Origin of the sequence: Pseudidiomarina salilacus, from assembly GCF_047323925.1 — a bacterium.
Taxonomy (GTDB): domain Bacteria; phylum Pseudomonadota; class Gammaproteobacteria; order Enterobacterales; family Alteromonadaceae; genus Pseudidiomarina; species Pseudidiomarina salilacus.
Window position 1 is genome coordinate 979,806 of record NZ_CP178751.1, and the last position, 14,346, is coordinate 994,151.

At 50.9% G+C, this 14,346-nt stretch carries 15 protein-coding genes and 5 tRNA genes; 18 read left to right on the plus strand and 2 right to left on the minus strand.

The window, feature by feature from the left end; all coding sequences use genetic code 11:
• The first annotated feature begins 50 nt into the window (after positions 1-50).
• The 5 genes from ACJ8W9_RS04795 (at position 51) to ACJ8W9_RS04815 (ending at position 537) form a co-directional block, all read left to right on the plus strand.
• Positions 51-127, plus strand: a tRNA-Met gene (locus ACJ8W9_RS04795).
• Between the two features lie 13 nt (positions 128-140).
• Positions 141-225: transfer RNA gene (locus ACJ8W9_RS04800), tRNA-Leu, on the plus strand.
• 37 nt (positions 226-262) lie between these two features.
• Positions 263-337 (plus strand) — tRNA-Gln (locus ACJ8W9_RS04805).
• Positions 338-360: 23 nt separating this feature from the next.
• Positions 361-435 (plus strand) — tRNA-Gln (locus ACJ8W9_RS04810).
• Positions 436-450: 15 nt separating this feature from the next.
• A tRNA-Leu gene (locus tag ACJ8W9_RS04815) sits at positions 451-537 on the plus strand.
• Positions 538-563: 26 nt separating this feature from the next.
• Here the strand turns inward: ACJ8W9_RS04815 and ACJ8W9_RS04820 are convergent.
• Entirely contained in the window at positions 564-788 is a 225-nt protein-coding gene (locus ACJ8W9_RS04820) for a hypothetical protein (RefSeq protein WP_411358753.1), read from the minus strand.
• A gap of 2 nt (positions 789-790) precedes the next feature.
• On the minus strand, positions 791-1,927 hold the full coding sequence (locus ACJ8W9_RS04825; RefSeq protein ID WP_411358754.1) for an FAD-dependent oxidoreductase: 1,137 nt from the start codon (positions 1,925-1,927) through the stop codon (positions 791-793).
• 146 nt (positions 1,928-2,073) lie between these two features.
• On the opposite strand from ACJ8W9_RS04825, the gene ACJ8W9_RS04830 reads away from it, so the two are divergent.
• The 13 genes from ACJ8W9_RS04830 to rlmH all read left to right on the plus strand — a co-directional run bounded on the left by ACJ8W9_RS04830 (position 2,074) and on the right by rlmH (position 14,345).
• Positions 2,074-2,958, plus strand: coding sequence for a DMT family transporter (locus ACJ8W9_RS04830; protein WP_411358755.1), 885 nt, complete (start codon positions 2,074-2,076; stop codon positions 2,956-2,958).
• Between the two features lie 65 nt (positions 2,959-3,023).
• A complete protein-coding gene (gene miaB / locus ACJ8W9_RS04835; RefSeq protein WP_411358756.1) occupies positions 3,024-4,466 on the plus strand; it encodes a tRNA (N6-isopentenyl adenosine(37)-C2)-methylthiotransferase MiaB in 1,443 nt (480 codons plus the stop codon).
• Positions 4,467-4,481: 15 nt separating this feature from the next.
• A complete protein-coding gene (locus ACJ8W9_RS04840; protein WP_411358757.1) occupies positions 4,482-5,471 on the plus strand; it encodes a PhoH family protein in 990 nt (329 codons plus the stop codon).
• Positions 5,468-5,938, plus strand: a complete 471-nt coding sequence (ybeY, locus tag ACJ8W9_RS04845; RefSeq protein WP_034732542.1) for an rRNA maturation RNase YbeY — start codon at positions 5,468-5,470, stop codon at positions 5,936-5,938. Before ACJ8W9_RS04840 ends, ybeY begins: the two co-directional genes overlap by 4 nt.
• Before the next feature lie 18 nt (positions 5,939-5,956).
• Positions 5,957-6,838 carry a CNNM family magnesium/cobalt transport protein CorC gene (gene corC, locus ACJ8W9_RS04850; protein WP_411358758.1) on the plus strand — a complete coding sequence of 294 codons (882 nt, stop codon included), beginning with the start codon at positions 5,957-5,959 and terminating at the stop codon, positions 6,836-6,838.
• A 3-nt stretch (positions 6,839-6,841) separates the two neighbouring features.
• Complete coding sequence (gene lnt / locus ACJ8W9_RS04855) at positions 6,842-8,380, plus strand: apolipoprotein N-acyltransferase (RefSeq protein ID WP_411358759.1); 1,539 nt, start codon at positions 6,842-6,844, stop codon at positions 8,378-8,380.
• A gap of 47 nt (positions 8,381-8,427) precedes the next feature.
• Entirely contained in the window at positions 8,428-8,622 is a 195-nt protein-coding gene (locus ACJ8W9_RS04860; RefSeq protein WP_034732545.1) for a hypothetical protein, read from the plus strand.
• Between the two features lie 28 nt (positions 8,623-8,650).
• Positions 8,651-11,251: a leucine--tRNA ligase gene (gene leuS / locus ACJ8W9_RS04865; RefSeq protein ID WP_411360556.1), complete on the plus strand. Its 2,601-nt coding sequence runs from the start codon at positions 8,651-8,653 to the stop codon at positions 11,249-11,251.
• A gap of 14 nt (positions 11,252-11,265) precedes the next feature.
• Positions 11,266-11,763: an LPS assembly lipoprotein LptE gene (gene lptE / locus ACJ8W9_RS04870; RefSeq protein ID WP_411358761.1), complete on the plus strand. Its 498-nt coding sequence runs from the start codon at positions 11,266-11,268 to the stop codon at positions 11,761-11,763.
• Positions 11,764-11,767: 4 nt separating this feature from the next.
• Positions 11,768-12,790 carry a DNA polymerase III subunit delta gene (holA, locus tag ACJ8W9_RS04875; RefSeq protein ID WP_411358762.1) on the plus strand — a complete coding sequence of 341 codons (1,023 nt, stop codon included), beginning with the start codon at positions 11,768-11,770 and terminating at the stop codon, positions 12,788-12,790.
• Positions 12,791-12,793: 3 nt separating this feature from the next.
• Complete coding sequence (nadD, locus tag ACJ8W9_RS04880) at positions 12,794-13,429, plus strand: nicotinate-nucleotide adenylyltransferase (protein WP_411358763.1); 636 nt, start codon at positions 12,794-12,796, stop codon at positions 13,427-13,429.
• Positions 13,430-13,551: 122 nt separating this feature from the next.
• Positions 13,552-13,875, plus strand: a complete 324-nt coding sequence (gene rsfS / locus ACJ8W9_RS04885) for a ribosome silencing factor (protein WP_034732753.1) — start codon at positions 13,552-13,554, stop codon at positions 13,873-13,875.
• A complete protein-coding gene (rlmH, locus tag ACJ8W9_RS04890) occupies positions 13,875-14,345 on the plus strand; it encodes a 23S rRNA (pseudouridine(1915)-N(3))-methyltransferase RlmH (protein WP_411358764.1) in 471 nt (156 codons plus the stop codon). The genes rsfS and rlmH overlap by 1 nt, the downstream gene beginning before the upstream one ends.
• Position 14,346 lies beyond the last annotated feature (1 nt).

Here is a 14,346-nt window from a genome sequence, read left to right on the forward strand (position 1 = left end):
GCATAATACGCGCCGCACTCACCGAGCGCAGTTTTAAAAAAATTTGGTATGGCTACGTAGCTCAGCTGGTTAGAGCACAGCACTCATAATGCTGGGGTCGCAAGTTCGAATCTCGCCGTAGCCACCAACCAAATCTCTGGGCGGACGTGGTGGAATTGGTAGACACGCTGGATTTAGGTTCCAGTGCCTCACGGCGTGAGAGTTCAAGTCTCTCCGTCCGCACCAACTTCGCATCGATGAGGGCAAAGTTTTTAAGCCTAGTTGGGGTATAGCCAAGCGGTAAGGCAGCGGGTTTTGATCCCGCCATTCCCAGGTTCAAATCCTGGTACCCCAGCCACTTAAAAGCTGTTTTCCGAGAGTTGGGGTATAGCCAAGCGGTAAGGCAGCGGGTTTTGATCCCGCCATTCCCAGGTTCAAATCCTGGTACCCCAGCCACTCTCCCTGCTTGTTGCGGTGGTGGCGGAATTGGTAGACGCGCTAGCTTCAGGTGCTAGTGTCCGAAAGGACGTGAGGGTTCAAGTCCCTCCCTCCGCACCATCTAATCCATGGTGATCGCAACAATGCTAAGAACCGCCGCCTGGCGGTTTTTTTTCGTCTAGCGCTTGCTCGCGTTCTCGTGTGTATTCGGCAAAAGTCTTCGTCACTTCACGCTCACATTCCATCCGTTGCATTTCACTTGGCAACCGTTGGCACTGTTCCAAGCGCTCATCTTGCGCGCCATAATACCAACCGGCGGCAGAACAACCGCTGACAATCAACGCACTGAATGCCATTAGTATCCATTTCATCGTTAGCTCCAGCCCATAGCGGCTTTAATAATCTGTTGTTTAATCGGTTTGATTTTCGCGACCGCTTGCAAACCTAATCCGACCGCCAAACGTGGCAGCAAATGTTCACTGCGGAAACCAAAGTGAATCGCATCCATCATGCGCATCATTTGTTGATTCACTAGAGTTTGTTTTCTTTCATACGTTTTCAACGCAGTTCGCAACTCATTCGCTGCCAACGCGCTCATTAGTGTTTGTACGTCAACAAAACCGAGATTCACCCCTTGCCCTGCAAGCGGATGAATACTATGCGCGGCATCGCCAATGAGGACAACACCGCGAGAATCGAAGTAGCGTAATGCGCGCTGGCGGCGCAGCGGAAAACTCGCATGCTTTTGCAGGGTAAAAGCGCCGAGCACCGGCGCAAAGGTTTCATGGAGCGCTTGCTCAACCTGCTCGGTACTGGCATCACGCCATGCAGCCTCTGCGCGGTAATCAATCAAACAAGCCAAATGGTCGTTTAACGGTAACAACGCATAGGGTCCCTCGGCGCGAAAGACTTCCCAAGTTTTAGCCGCTAGCGGTTGCTCGACTTCGGCAATGGCGAGCAAACAGCGCATATCGTAATCCCAACCGCGCATACCGATCTCGGCAGCGCGTGCAACCGCAGAACTCGCGCCATCGGCACCGATGAGTAGGTCAAATGAGAGCGTCTCGCCATTATTCAAGAGTACTTGTTGCGACTCGAGCTCATAAGTTTCTACCTCAGTCTCAGCGCGCAAAGTCAGGTTCTCAAATCCGCTTAACACCTGCCAACAAGCCCGCACCAGTGCGTCGTTTTCGACCATCACACCGAGTCGAGGCGCAGCCACGTCGGCCGCAGCAAATTCCACCGTTTGGCGGTCGCGCGTGGTAACACTCAAGCCGTCGTAACTGAAATATTTAGCACTGTCGACTTGCGTCCAAACACCCAGCTGTTCGAGCCACTCGACGTTTTTCTGGTGCACTGAAGAGATGCGTAAGTCCCACTCTTCGCTCGCGGACGCTGCATCAGGTGCTGCGCCGCGTTCGAGTAGCGTCACTTGATAGCCTTGACGTGCTGCGGCAACCGCCGCGGACGCGCCGACCAGTCCGCCTCCAACAATGACAATGTGCATCATTAAGCCTTATCCTGTTAACTTAGCTCGCATAATAAAAAAAACTGCCCAACAATTGTAGCTATTCGGCTTAAAAACATCGCTAAGTGTCAGTAAACTGATCGTGATAAGATAATGGTTCATGCGGTCCTTCCCTACTAAAGGCGGTTATGGAAACTCCTCAACGCACCGTGGTGATTGCCTCACTTTTGGTGTTGGGTGCAGAAATGTGTTTTGCCGGTGTCAGTGCGCTGGTGAAATATTTGAGCACCGACGTGCCCTCTGAACAACTGGTATTTTTTCGCAGTGCGATGACTTTTGTCGTGTTGTTGCCGTGGCTCTGGCGCAAAGGCCCTAGCACTTTTAAAACAAAGGCTTGGCGCTTTCACTTGAGCCGTGGCCTAGCCGGACTCGCGGCAATGTATTTGTTCTTCTATGCCATCGCCACCATTCCGCTTGCACAAGCGACTTTAGTCCTACTGTTGTCGCCTTTTTTAATACCTATCATAGGTCGAATTTGGTTAGGCGAGCGTGTCTTGCCGCAAACTTGGATAGCTATCTCCATCGGCTTTATTGGCGTATTTGTCTTTTTAAATCCAGCCGCAACAAAATTATCGCCGGTGGTTGCCATCGCTTTTATTGCTGCCTGTCTTGCGGCCTTTACCAAAACCTTGATTCGGCAAATGTCGGCGACCGAGTCTTCAAGCAAAATCGTGTTTTACTTTGCCGCTATTTCAACGGTAGTTTCAGCTATCCCCCTGCTATGGCTAGGGCAACCCATAGCGGCGGAACATTGGCTAGCGATAGGCATCATGGGATTACTCGCTGTTGCTGGACAATTGGGCATGACCAAAGCGTTCTCGCTCGCACCCGCTGCGCGCGTGGGCGTTTTTACCTACAGCTCGGTCATGTTTGCCGCACTCATGGGTTATTGGTTCTGGGATGAAGCCATCACTTGGCACATGTTAACAGGTGCGGCCATCATCACCGTGGCAGGGTATCTTGCCATTCGCACGCGGCGAAAAGCAGAAGTCGGCGGCAAAGTTGGCAGTTAAGGTCAGAACAGGCTAAAATAACGTCCCTTTTGAGATACACCAACGCAAGTGAGTACAACGAGTTTATGAGCAAGAAGTTATACATCAAAACTTGGGGTTGCCAAATGAACGAGTATGATTCTGCCAAAATGGCGGATCTACTGAAGGCAACTCATGGCTACGACGTAGCAGAAGAGCCAGAAGATGCTGATTTGATCCTGCTCAACACCTGTTCGATTCGTGAAAAAGCACAAGAAAAAGTGTTTCACCAACTCGGTCGTTGGAAGAACTTGAAAGACAAAAATCCCGATCTGGTGATTGGTGTCGGTGGCTGCGTCGCTTCACAAGAAGGCGAACATATTCGCGCACGCGCTCCTTATGTCGATATCGTATTCGGCCCGCAAACCTTGCATCGCCTACCAGAAATGGTCAAGCAAGTGCAAACTGAACACACGCCTATGGTCGATATCTCGTTTCCTGAAATCGAGAAATTTGACAGCCTGCCAGAGCCAAAAGCTGAAGGCCCAACTGCCTTTGTTTCCATCATGGAAGGTTGCAGTAAATATTGTACTTTCTGTGTGGTGCCCTACACCCGTGGTGAAGAAGTCAGTCGCCCCGTAGATGACGTTTTATTCGAAATTGCGCAACTTGCTGAGCAAGGTGTGCGCGAAGTGAACCTACTCGGCCAGAACGTTAACGCCTATCGTGGCGAACACTTCGACGGTAGCGTCTGTCGCTTTGCTGAGTTGTTGCACTTAGTTGCCGCGATTGATGGCATCGACCGGATTCGCTACACCACTTCGCACCCAGTCGAATTCACCGATGACATTATCGAAGCCTATGCCACCATTCCAGAGTTGGTGAATCATTTGCACTTACCGGTGCAAAGTGGCTCTGACCGAATTCTGACCTTGATGAAACGGGGTCATACCGCTCTGGAATACAAATCACAGATCCGCAAGTTGAAGAAAGTTCGCCCCAATATGGCAATGTCTTCTGACTTTATTATTGGTTTCCCAGGCGAAACCGCTGCCGATTTCGAAGCGACAATGGATTTGATTCAAGCCGTTGACTACGATTTGAGCTTTAGTTTCATCTACAGCGCTCGCCCGGGCACACCAGCCGCTGATTTGCCTGACGACGTCAGTGAAGAAACGAAAAAACAACGTCTGCAACTGTTGCAACAGCGTTTAAATCAGCAGGCGCACGCGCACGCCCGGCGCATGGTCGGCACCGAACAGCGGATTTTGGTAATTGGTCCATCGAAAAAAGATCCAATGGAATTGAGCGGGCGTACCGAGAACAATCGCGTGGTCAACTTTGTCGGTGACCATCGCATGATCGGCCGTTTCGTTGATGTCAAAATCACCGATGTCTTCGCCAACTCACTGCGTGGTGAAGTCATTCGTGTGGAAGACGAAATGGGCTTACGGGTCGACACTGCACCGCAAGCGATTCTTGCCAAGCAAGCGCGCACCCAGCCCGACGCATTAGGTGTGGCGAGCTATGTGCCGCCGCAGCAATCTTAAGCATTAGAGGTTTTTTTGAGTCCTAAGATCACAACTTTAGATATTCAACTAGAGCCGGCCGATAGCCGGCGTCTGGCTGAGCTTTGCGGCCCCTTCGATGAGAATTTGAAGCACATTGAACGCCGCCTCGGTATCGAAATTACTTACCGCAACCAAGACTTCCGTTTAATCGGTCCACAACACACAGTGAATGCGGCGGCAAAGCTGCTGCGCGAACTTTATGTGGATACCGCGCCAGCCAAAGGTGCACCCGGTGAAATCGAACCTCAACAAGTGCATTTAGCGATTCAACAGGCGAATGTGCTTGAGCAAGGGCATGGCGACCCAGCCGCTGAGAAAATGACGCACATCAAGACCAAGCGTGGCCTGATTAAGCCGCGCAATCATAATCAAGCTGAGTATGTTCGAGCGATTTTGAGCCATGATGTGAACTTCGGCGTCGGTCCTGCGGGCACCGGCAAAACCTATTTAGCGGTTGCAGCCGCGGTCGATGCACTGGAACGTCAAGAAATCCGCCGCATTTTGCTTACCCGCCCAGCGGTTGAAGCGGGTGAAAAACTGGGCTTCTTACCTGGCGATTTGGCGCAAAAAGTAGATCCTTATTTACGTCCGCTTTATGACGCTCTATTCGAAATGCTTGGCTTCGAAAAAGTTGAGAAACTGATCGAACGCAACGTTATTGAAGTCGCGCCACTGGCTTACATGCGTGGCCGTACGCTCAATGACGCATTCATCATTTTGGATGAAAGCCAAAACACGACGTGCGAACAAATGAAGATGTTCCTGACCCGTATCGGCTTTAACTCCAGAGCGGTGATCACCGGTGATATCACGCAGGTTGACCTACCGCGCGGGCAAAAATCTGGCTTACGCCATGTCATCGAAGTGTTGCGTGATGTTGAAGATGTGAGTTTTACCTTCTTCCAAGCGGGCGACGTGGTCCGACACCCAGTCGTGCAACGTATCGTGCAAGCGTACGAGAGTTTTGAAGAGCCTAAAGCATGAACCTTGCGGTCGATCGACAGGTAGCAAGCACCGCGAGCGAACTACCGACTACTGAACAGCTTACAGCTTGGGTCGCGGCCGCTATCAGCGCTGCCCAACAGCAACTGGAAGACTGTGAGTTAACAGTACGTATTGTGGACGAAGCCGAAGGCTTAGAACTCAATCAGACATACCGTGAACGCGACTATGCGACCAATGTCTTGTCTTTTCCATTTGAAGCCCCCATTCCTCTGCCTGTGACCTTGTTGGGTGACTTGGTGGTATGTGCCCCGGTCGTCGCACGCGAAGCGACCGAACAACACAAGCCATTGGTCGCACATTGGGCCCACATGATTGTACACGGAACCTTGCATTTGCTAGGTTATGACCATATTGAAGACGACGAAGCTGAACATATGGAGCAGCTGGAGACTTCAATTTTATCGGAATTAGGGTATTCTGACCCTTATGCCACTGTTGGTGAATAAACGGAGCACTACCCGCTAATGAGCGATGACCATCCCCACTCTACCAACGGTTCTGCGCGTAAATCATGGGCTAGCAAATTGTTAGCACTGTTTACCGGAGAACCGAACAGTCGAGAAGAGTTAGTTGATCTCATTCAAGACGCTGAAGAACGTGACTTGATTGATAACGACACCAAAGAAATGATTGAAGGCGTGCTTGATGTCGCTGAACTTAAAGTCCGCGATATTATGGTGCCGCGTTCGCAAATGGTGACCATCGATATCAATCAAACGGTTGATGCTTTTTTACCTATCGTGATCGACGCGCAACATAGCCGTTATCCGGTGGTCAGTGAAAACAAAGACCATGTTGAGGGTATTCTGCTTGCCAAAGACCTGTTGTCCTATGGCTTTGGTATGACCGATGAAGAGTTTTCCTTACATAAAGTGATTCGCCCTGCGGTGATTGTGCCCGAGGGCAAACGCGTTGACGTGCTTCTTAAAGAGTTCCGCTCGCAGCGCTACCACATGGCTATCGTTGTCGATGAATATGGCGGTGTGTCTGGACTGGTCACCATCGAAGATATCTTGGAAGAGATCGTCGGTGATATCGAGGATGAAACCGATATCAATGAAGATACTCGCGCTGATATTCGTCGAATCAACAAATCGCGTTATTCAGTGAAAGCACTGACTACGATTGAAGATTTCAACGACTATTTCGGTACCCAGTTTGGCGACGAGGAATACGATACCATTGGCGGCATGGTCGCCCACGGTTTCGGCCACTTGCCCAAGCCAGGCGAAGAAATCAGTATTCAAGATATTCACTTTAAAGTGACAAGTGCCGATAAACGCCGTATTCAACAGCTGCAAGTGAGCTTTCCCGAGCCACCACCGGCCACCACTACGGACTCGTAAGCCATGGTCTGGCAATCACGACGCTGGCAAGCTGCGCTCACTCGCGTAGCTTGTTTTGTTTTAGGCTTGCTAATGGTGTTCAGCTACGCCCCCTTCTATCAAGCGTGGCTGCCGTTTGTGGTGTTAAGCTTACTTATCGGGTTGATTCACAACAAATCGAGCGGCAATGCATGGCGTCTCGGCTACTATTTTGGCTTTGGTTGGTTTGCCGCCAGTCTGAGTTGGATTTATGTCAGTATTGATACCTTTGGCGGCCTTCATCCGCTGGCTTCAATAGGTATCTTGCTACTACTGTTCTTATACCTCAGTCTGTTCCCAGCGTTGGCGCTGTTCAGTTGGCGTTGGTTAACGCTGCGGGTCCATCCACTTGCCTATTGGAGTTTGCCACTGACTTGGGCGCTTGCGGAGGCCTTACGTGGTTGGGTGCTCACCGGCTTCCCGTGGCTGGAACTCGGTTACACGCAAACTGATACTTGGCTCGCGAACTACGCCAGCTGGCTTGGCGTGAGCGGCTTAAGCTTGGTGATTGTGAGCATTGCGCTCATTGTTTTTCGGGCCTACCAGCAACGCTACTGGCCAACCCTTGCCAGTGCAGCACTATTACTCGTTATTCCTCTACTACTACCGCAACTGACCGCTATCGAGCGCACCGGTGAAGTCGTGAAAGTTGGCATCGTGCAAGGCAATATTCAGCAGTCGATAAAGTGGAACCCTGATCAACACTGGCCGACGCTCAATCGGTACCTCGATTTTAGTCGCCAGTTGCACGCAGAACACGACCTCATTGTTTGGCCTGAGTCTGCGGTGACTATGCCAGAACCCTACACCGATGATGTACTGGCAGTGATTCATGATGAAATGCGCAAAACTGAAACGGCATTGATTACCGGTATTATCGATATCGAGCAAGATCAGTATTTCAACTCAGTGATTGCGCTAGGCCAGGACGCCAGCGATGGCGTGCAAGAAGACTATCAGCACGGCCATACGAACCGTTATCAGAAGCATCAATTGCTCCCTATTGGCGAGTTCGTTCCCTTTGGCGATCTATTGCGGCCATTAGCGCCATTGTTCAACTTGCCAATGTCATCGTTTACCCGTGGCGATTATAAGCAGGAGCCTCTGCGTGCCAAAGGCTGGCTGCTTACCACAGCGATCTGTTACGAAATTGCTTTTCCACAGCAGGTGCTGGCTAACTTCACTCCAGCGACTGACTTTTTATTGACGGTCAGCAACGATACTTGGTTTGGCCGCTCTCATGGTCCTGCGCAACACATGCAAATAGCTCGCATGCGCGCTATTGAACTAGGTCGCCCACTGATTCGCTCGACCAATAATGGTATCACCGCGGTCATTGATGAACGTGGCAAATGGCTCGCTGCATTACCGCAATTTAAGGCGGCGACCTTGAGTGCTGAAGTACCTGCGGTACGCGGAATAACTCCTTATAGCCTCATAGGCAGCTGGGGCGCATGGATTTTTGCGCTACTGGTGTTGATTTGTGGCGCCATACCCGTAGTCATTCGGCGTCAAAATCAGTAAACTGTATACACAATTTCGTTTCTCATCACACTGAGTTGGAATAGACCATGGAAAATATCTTTGCTGCCATTCTTTTTGCGATTCTAACAGCCGCTGGTACGCTCGGCGTTTCTAGCCTCGGCATGTTTATCTTTCACCGCGACCCAGATAATGCGGAAGCACAGCAAGAAGCGCGCGTTGAGTACGCGTTCTTCGGTATCGCCGGTTTAGTCATTACCCTGTTAATGTGGTACGCGCTGTAAGCAACAGCATCGAACAATGGATTCAGAGATGTCAAAAATAACGCAGGATAATTACGATCCAGCTCACATTGAAGCAGCTGTACAACAGCGCTGGGAAAATGATCAGGTTTTTCAGGTTACAGAGCAACCTGGCAAAGAAAAGTTTTATTGTTTATCAATGTTTCCCTACCCAAGTGGCAAGCTCCACATGGGGCATGTGCGCAACTACACGCTTGGCGATGTGGTTTCGCGCTACCAGCGCATGCAAGGCAAAAATGTATTGCAGCCGATGGGCTGGGATGCGTTTGGTCTGCCTGCTGAAAACGCTGCTATTGCCAACGAAACGGCACCCGCAAAGTGGACTTACGAAAACATTGCGTACATGCGCAAGCAGCTAAAATCACTCGGTTTTGGCTACGACTGGTCACGTGAGCTGGCAACCTGCCAACCTGATTATTATCGTTGGGAACAGTGGTTCTTCACTAAGCTTTATGAGAAGGGCTTGGTTTATAAAAAGAATGCCACCGTCAATTGGGATCCAATTGACCAAACTGTACTTGCCAACGAACAAGTCATCGACGGTAAAGGGTGGCGCTCGGGCGCTCCAGTTGAGCAAAAAGAAATCCCGCAGTGGTTTATCAAAATCACCGATTATGCCGATGAATTACTTGCTGATTTAGACCAGTTAGACGGCTGGCCTGAGCAAGTCAAAATTATGCAGCGCAATTGGATTGGGCGCTCTGAAGGGGTTGAGATTGATTTCAGTATCATCGACAGCGATGAGCACCTGACGGTTTATACCACTCGCCCAGACACACTGTTCGGTGTCACCTACATGGCCGTCGCTGCTCAGCATCCGCTCGCGCAACGCGCCGCTGCAGCAAACCCTGAATTAGCCGCGTTTATTGAAACGATCAAAAATACCAAGATGGCAGAAGCTGAACTTGCCACTATTGATAAAAAAGGTATGGCCACAGGCTTCTTTGCTGAACATCCATTAACCGGTGAGCGGTTACCAATTTGGGTCGCCAACTTTGTCCTCATGGATTACGGTTCAGGGGCTATTATGGCAGTACCGGGCCATGATCAGCGCGATTGGGAATTTGCTACTGTGTATCAATTACCGATTGTGCCGGTCATCGAGCCCGCGCAAGGCGAACACAATATTCAACAAGCCGCCATCACCGAGAAAGGCACGACCATCAACTCGGGTCCCTACTCTGGCTTGAGCAGTGAAGCTGCCTTTGATGCCATTGCCGACGAACTGCAACAGCGCGGTATCGGACGTCGTCAAGTGAACTACCGTTTGCGCGACTGGGGCGTATCACGCCAACGCTACTGGGGCGCACCCATTCCAATGCTGAACTTGCCCGATGGCAGCTCAGTACCGGTTCCTGCCGATCAGCTGCCGGTTAAGTTGCCGGAAGACGTGGTGATGAATGGCACCCAGTCACCGCTTAAAGCCGATCCAGAATGGCGCAAGACCACCTACAATGGTCAACCTGCGGAACACGAAACCGATACCTTCGACACCTTTATGGAGTCTAGCTGGTATTACGCTCGCTACTGCAGCGCTAATTTCAACGACGGCATGCTAGATCCGGAGCAAGCGAATTATTGGTTGCCGGTCGATCAATACATTGGCGGCATTGAACACGCGATATTGCACCTATTGTACTCACGGTTCTTCCATAAACTCTTGCGTGATACTGGCTTAGTGAGCTCAGACGAGCCGTTCAAGCGCTTGTTAACGCAGGGAATGGTACTGGCCGACAGCTATTACCGAGAGGCGGCAAACGGCAAGATTACTTGGTACTCACCAACTGACGTCGATATTGCTGAGCGCGACAGCAAAGGCCGTATCGTTAAAGCGGTGCTGCGTAGCGATGGTAAAGAAGTCATCTACGGCGGCATGACGAAAATGTCGAAGTCGAAGAACAACGGTATCGACCCACAATTGATGATCGACAAATATGGTGCTGATACGGTACGGCTATTCATGATGTTTGCCGCGCCACCGGAAGCAACCTTAGAATGGTCAGATTCCGGTGTTGAAGGTGCACAGCGCTTTTTACGTCGGGTCTGGCGCTTAGTTGCCGACTATCTCGAGCATGCTGACGCTGAGCATAGTAACGACTTTAGCCAGTTAAACAGCGCACAAGAAGAGTTGCGCCGCGAGGTTCACCGCACCATTGAAAAAGTCAGCGATGACATGGGGCGCCGGCAGAACTTCAATACCGCGATTGCGGCGATCATGGAGCTGTTGAACCGGCTACAGAAAGCGCCGCTCGAGAGTCCAGTGGACCTTGGCATTATGCGTGAAGCGCTAGACGCTGTCGTATTGATGCTGGCTCCGGTCACACCGCACTTAAGTGAGGTATTGTGGCAACAGTTAGGTCACGAAGACGACATCGTGTTTGCCGAATGGCCACAAGTTGATGCTAGTGCCTTGGTGGCGAGCAGTATCCTCGTAGTAGTGCAAGTGAATGGTAAAGTACGCGGCAAGATCGAAGTCGCCGCAGATGCCGAGCAAGCGACAGTGATCGAAGCAGCTTTAGCCGACGAAAACGTGCAACGCTTCATCACCGACAAAACCATTCGTAAACAAATCTATGTGCCAGGGAAACTGGTCAACATTGTTGCTAATTAAGGTTTAAACTGGCTATGACTCAACTGCTCAAATTCGCACTCTTGCTAACGTCAATTGTTGTTTTGAGCAGTTGTGGTTTTCGCTTACAAGGCAGTTATCAACTCCCTGAACAACTGCAACAAATGCAACTACAGGCGCCTCAGTTCAGCGAATTTGCCGAGCAAGCTAAAGATCGCTTCGCGCAAGCAGGTATCGAGCTCGTTGAGCAGTCGGGTGTTTATCAAGTTGAAATTGTTGACGATACGCTGACTCGGCGTACCTTGAGCTTGTCGGCAAGTGGTCAAGTCGCCGAATATGAACTGATTTATCAAGTCAATTACCTGTTGCGCGATCCACAGGGTCGCAGTATCGCGCTAGCAGTGGAAGTTTTTCGCGACTACCAAGATGACCCTAATTTCGCCTTAGCAAAAACGCGCGAGCGTGAAATTCTCGTGGCAGAAATGCGGGAACAGGCAGCACAACAACTTCTGCGGCAAGTGATCGCGCGCGTCAGCGCCAGCACTGGCGAGTAAAACCATGCAACTAGCGCAGCTTCCGGAGCAACTTAAGCAACACGGTCTGCCCGCGCTCATCGGTATTTTCAGCGATAGCCCCCTGCTCATTGATGACGCCTTACAATTAATTCGTCAGCAAGCCAGACAACAAGGTATCGACGAACGCTTGCGCTGGGTGCAAGACGGACAATTTGACTGGCAGCAGCTGCACAATGAAAGCGCAAACTTAGGGCTGTTTTCAACGAAACGTTTAATCGAGCTTGAACTACCAGAAGCCAAGCCCGGGCGTGAGGGTGCTGACGCCCTGAAACGTTACTGTGAGCAACTTCCCGACGATCAAATCTTGGTCCTTACGGGGCCTAAACTCAAACAAGAGCAATTAAAAGCGAAATGGTTTCAGTTGTTGCAACAAGCTGGGCCGATGCTACAAGCCAATAGTCCTGATAGAAGAGAAATGCCGCGTTTCGTGCAACAGCGCGCACAACGCTATCAACTCAGTCTGGCGAACGATGCAGTGCAGTTGCTCGCCGATTGGTACGAAGGCAACCTTCTCGCCCTTGATCAAGAACTGCAAAAACTTGCGCTCAGTGATGTACCCGCGCCCATTACTGCGCAAGCCCTTTCTGAAGTAAGCCAAGATCAAAGTCGCTTTACGGTCTTTGCCTTGCAAGATGCCATTGTCGCTGGTGATTTGAATACTGCGCTGAAACGACTCCAACGCCTGCTCGCAGAAGAAATTGAGGTAGCCATTCTAAATTGGATGTTGCAACGTGAATGGCAAAAATTACAAGCCTTACAGCAAGCAGAAAACCTTGGTCAAGGGCTTGGCCAGCGCGAGCTCATGGCACTCGGCATCTGGCGTAATCAAGAGCATGCGTATCGGGCTTTCGCCAAGCGTCTTTCGGCGCGCCACATGGTGCAGGTCAGTCAGTTACTGGTGCGCTTAGAATACGCTTTTAAACGTGATTCCGGTGAGTCGCTTGCCACTCTTTATACACACTTGCTGGTCTTACTATGTGCACCGCAGCAAGCGCCGAGTTTATAAATAATGTTACGGCTCATTTTTGGCGGGACCTTTGATCCGATTCATCGCGGGCACATCGAAACTTCACTGAGTGCTTTTCAGCAACTGAGCGCCCACTGCATGCATGTCGTCCCGAGTGCACAACCGCCGCATAGGGATTATCCCGGTGCCAGCGCAACGCAACGACTGCGCATGACCGAACTCGCGTACGCCGAACTACCGCAAGTCTACGTAGATGACTGTGAATTGCGCCGTGAGGGTCCATCTTACAGCCTTTTGACCTTGCAACAGATGCGCGCGCAGTGGCCCGACGATGGTCTGGTCTTTTTACTAGGTGATGATGCCTTTGCGAAACTCGATACTTGGCACGGTTGGCAACAGCTTTTAAGCTACGCACACTTGGCGGTCATGCAACGCCCGCATCATGCCAGCCAATGGTCTCCCGCAGTCCAAGCCTTGTATCAACAACATCGCGCGACAACCAGCTATGAACTTCATCAACGCACAGCGGGTCACATTCTCACCCTAGCGACCCCGGCTATCGATGTTTCGGCTACCCGCTTGCGTCGCGCCATTGCCAATCACAGCGAATGGCGGCACTGGGTCGCCCCAGCAGTCGCTGACTATATTCATCAGCAAGGGCTTTATTTGGCCAAGTAACACCAGCCCTAAGGCACTGCTTTTCGCGTCAAGCCGTGGTAAACTTACCGCCATTTTTGCAAGCTATTTTGCAAAATGAGTACGATTTGCCCAGCGTGGGCTTTTTTCTGGAGAAATATTCTTTGCAAGCAGAACAATTACGCGACTTCGTGGTCGATAAACTTGAAGACTTAAAGGGTCGTGACATCAAAGTTCTCGATGTCCACGATCAAACCGATATAGCTGAATTTATGGTGATTTGCTCAGGCAACTCGAAAACCCATGTGAAGAGTCTTGCTAATCATGTTGCCACCGAAGCCAAACATCATGGCGTCCCGCCGCTAGGCGTTGAGGGTGATGATAGCTCAGAATGGGTTTTAGTTGACCTAGGTGACGTAGTGGTCCACGTCATGCAAGAATCGATTCGTGACTTTTACGAATTAGAAAAGCTCTGGGGTCCGCGTTAATGCGAATTCAGCTGATTGCAGTGGGCCAAAAAATGCCTGATTGGGTCAGCACTGGCTTTACGACTTACGCAAAACGTCTGCCTGCCGATTGTCAGCTGCAACTGATTGAAATTGCTGCTGGCAAACGCGGTAAAAACGCCGATATTGCGCGCCTTACCAAACAAGAAGGTGACGCGATGTTGGCGGCCATCGGCAAAGGCAACCGTGTGGTAACGCTCGAAGTGAATGGGCGCCCATGGGATACCCCAAAACTTGCTGAACGACTCGGTCATTGGCAAATGGATGGTCGCGATGTCAGTTTACTCATCGGTGGACCCGAAGGGCTTGCCGCCGAATGTTGTGCCATTGCCGATGAACGCTGGAGCTTGTCCCCGCTCACCTTACCGCACCCACTGGTGCGCGTGATCGTAGCAGAAGCACTGTATCGGGCTTGGAGTATTAATAATAACCATCCTTACCATCGCGACTAAC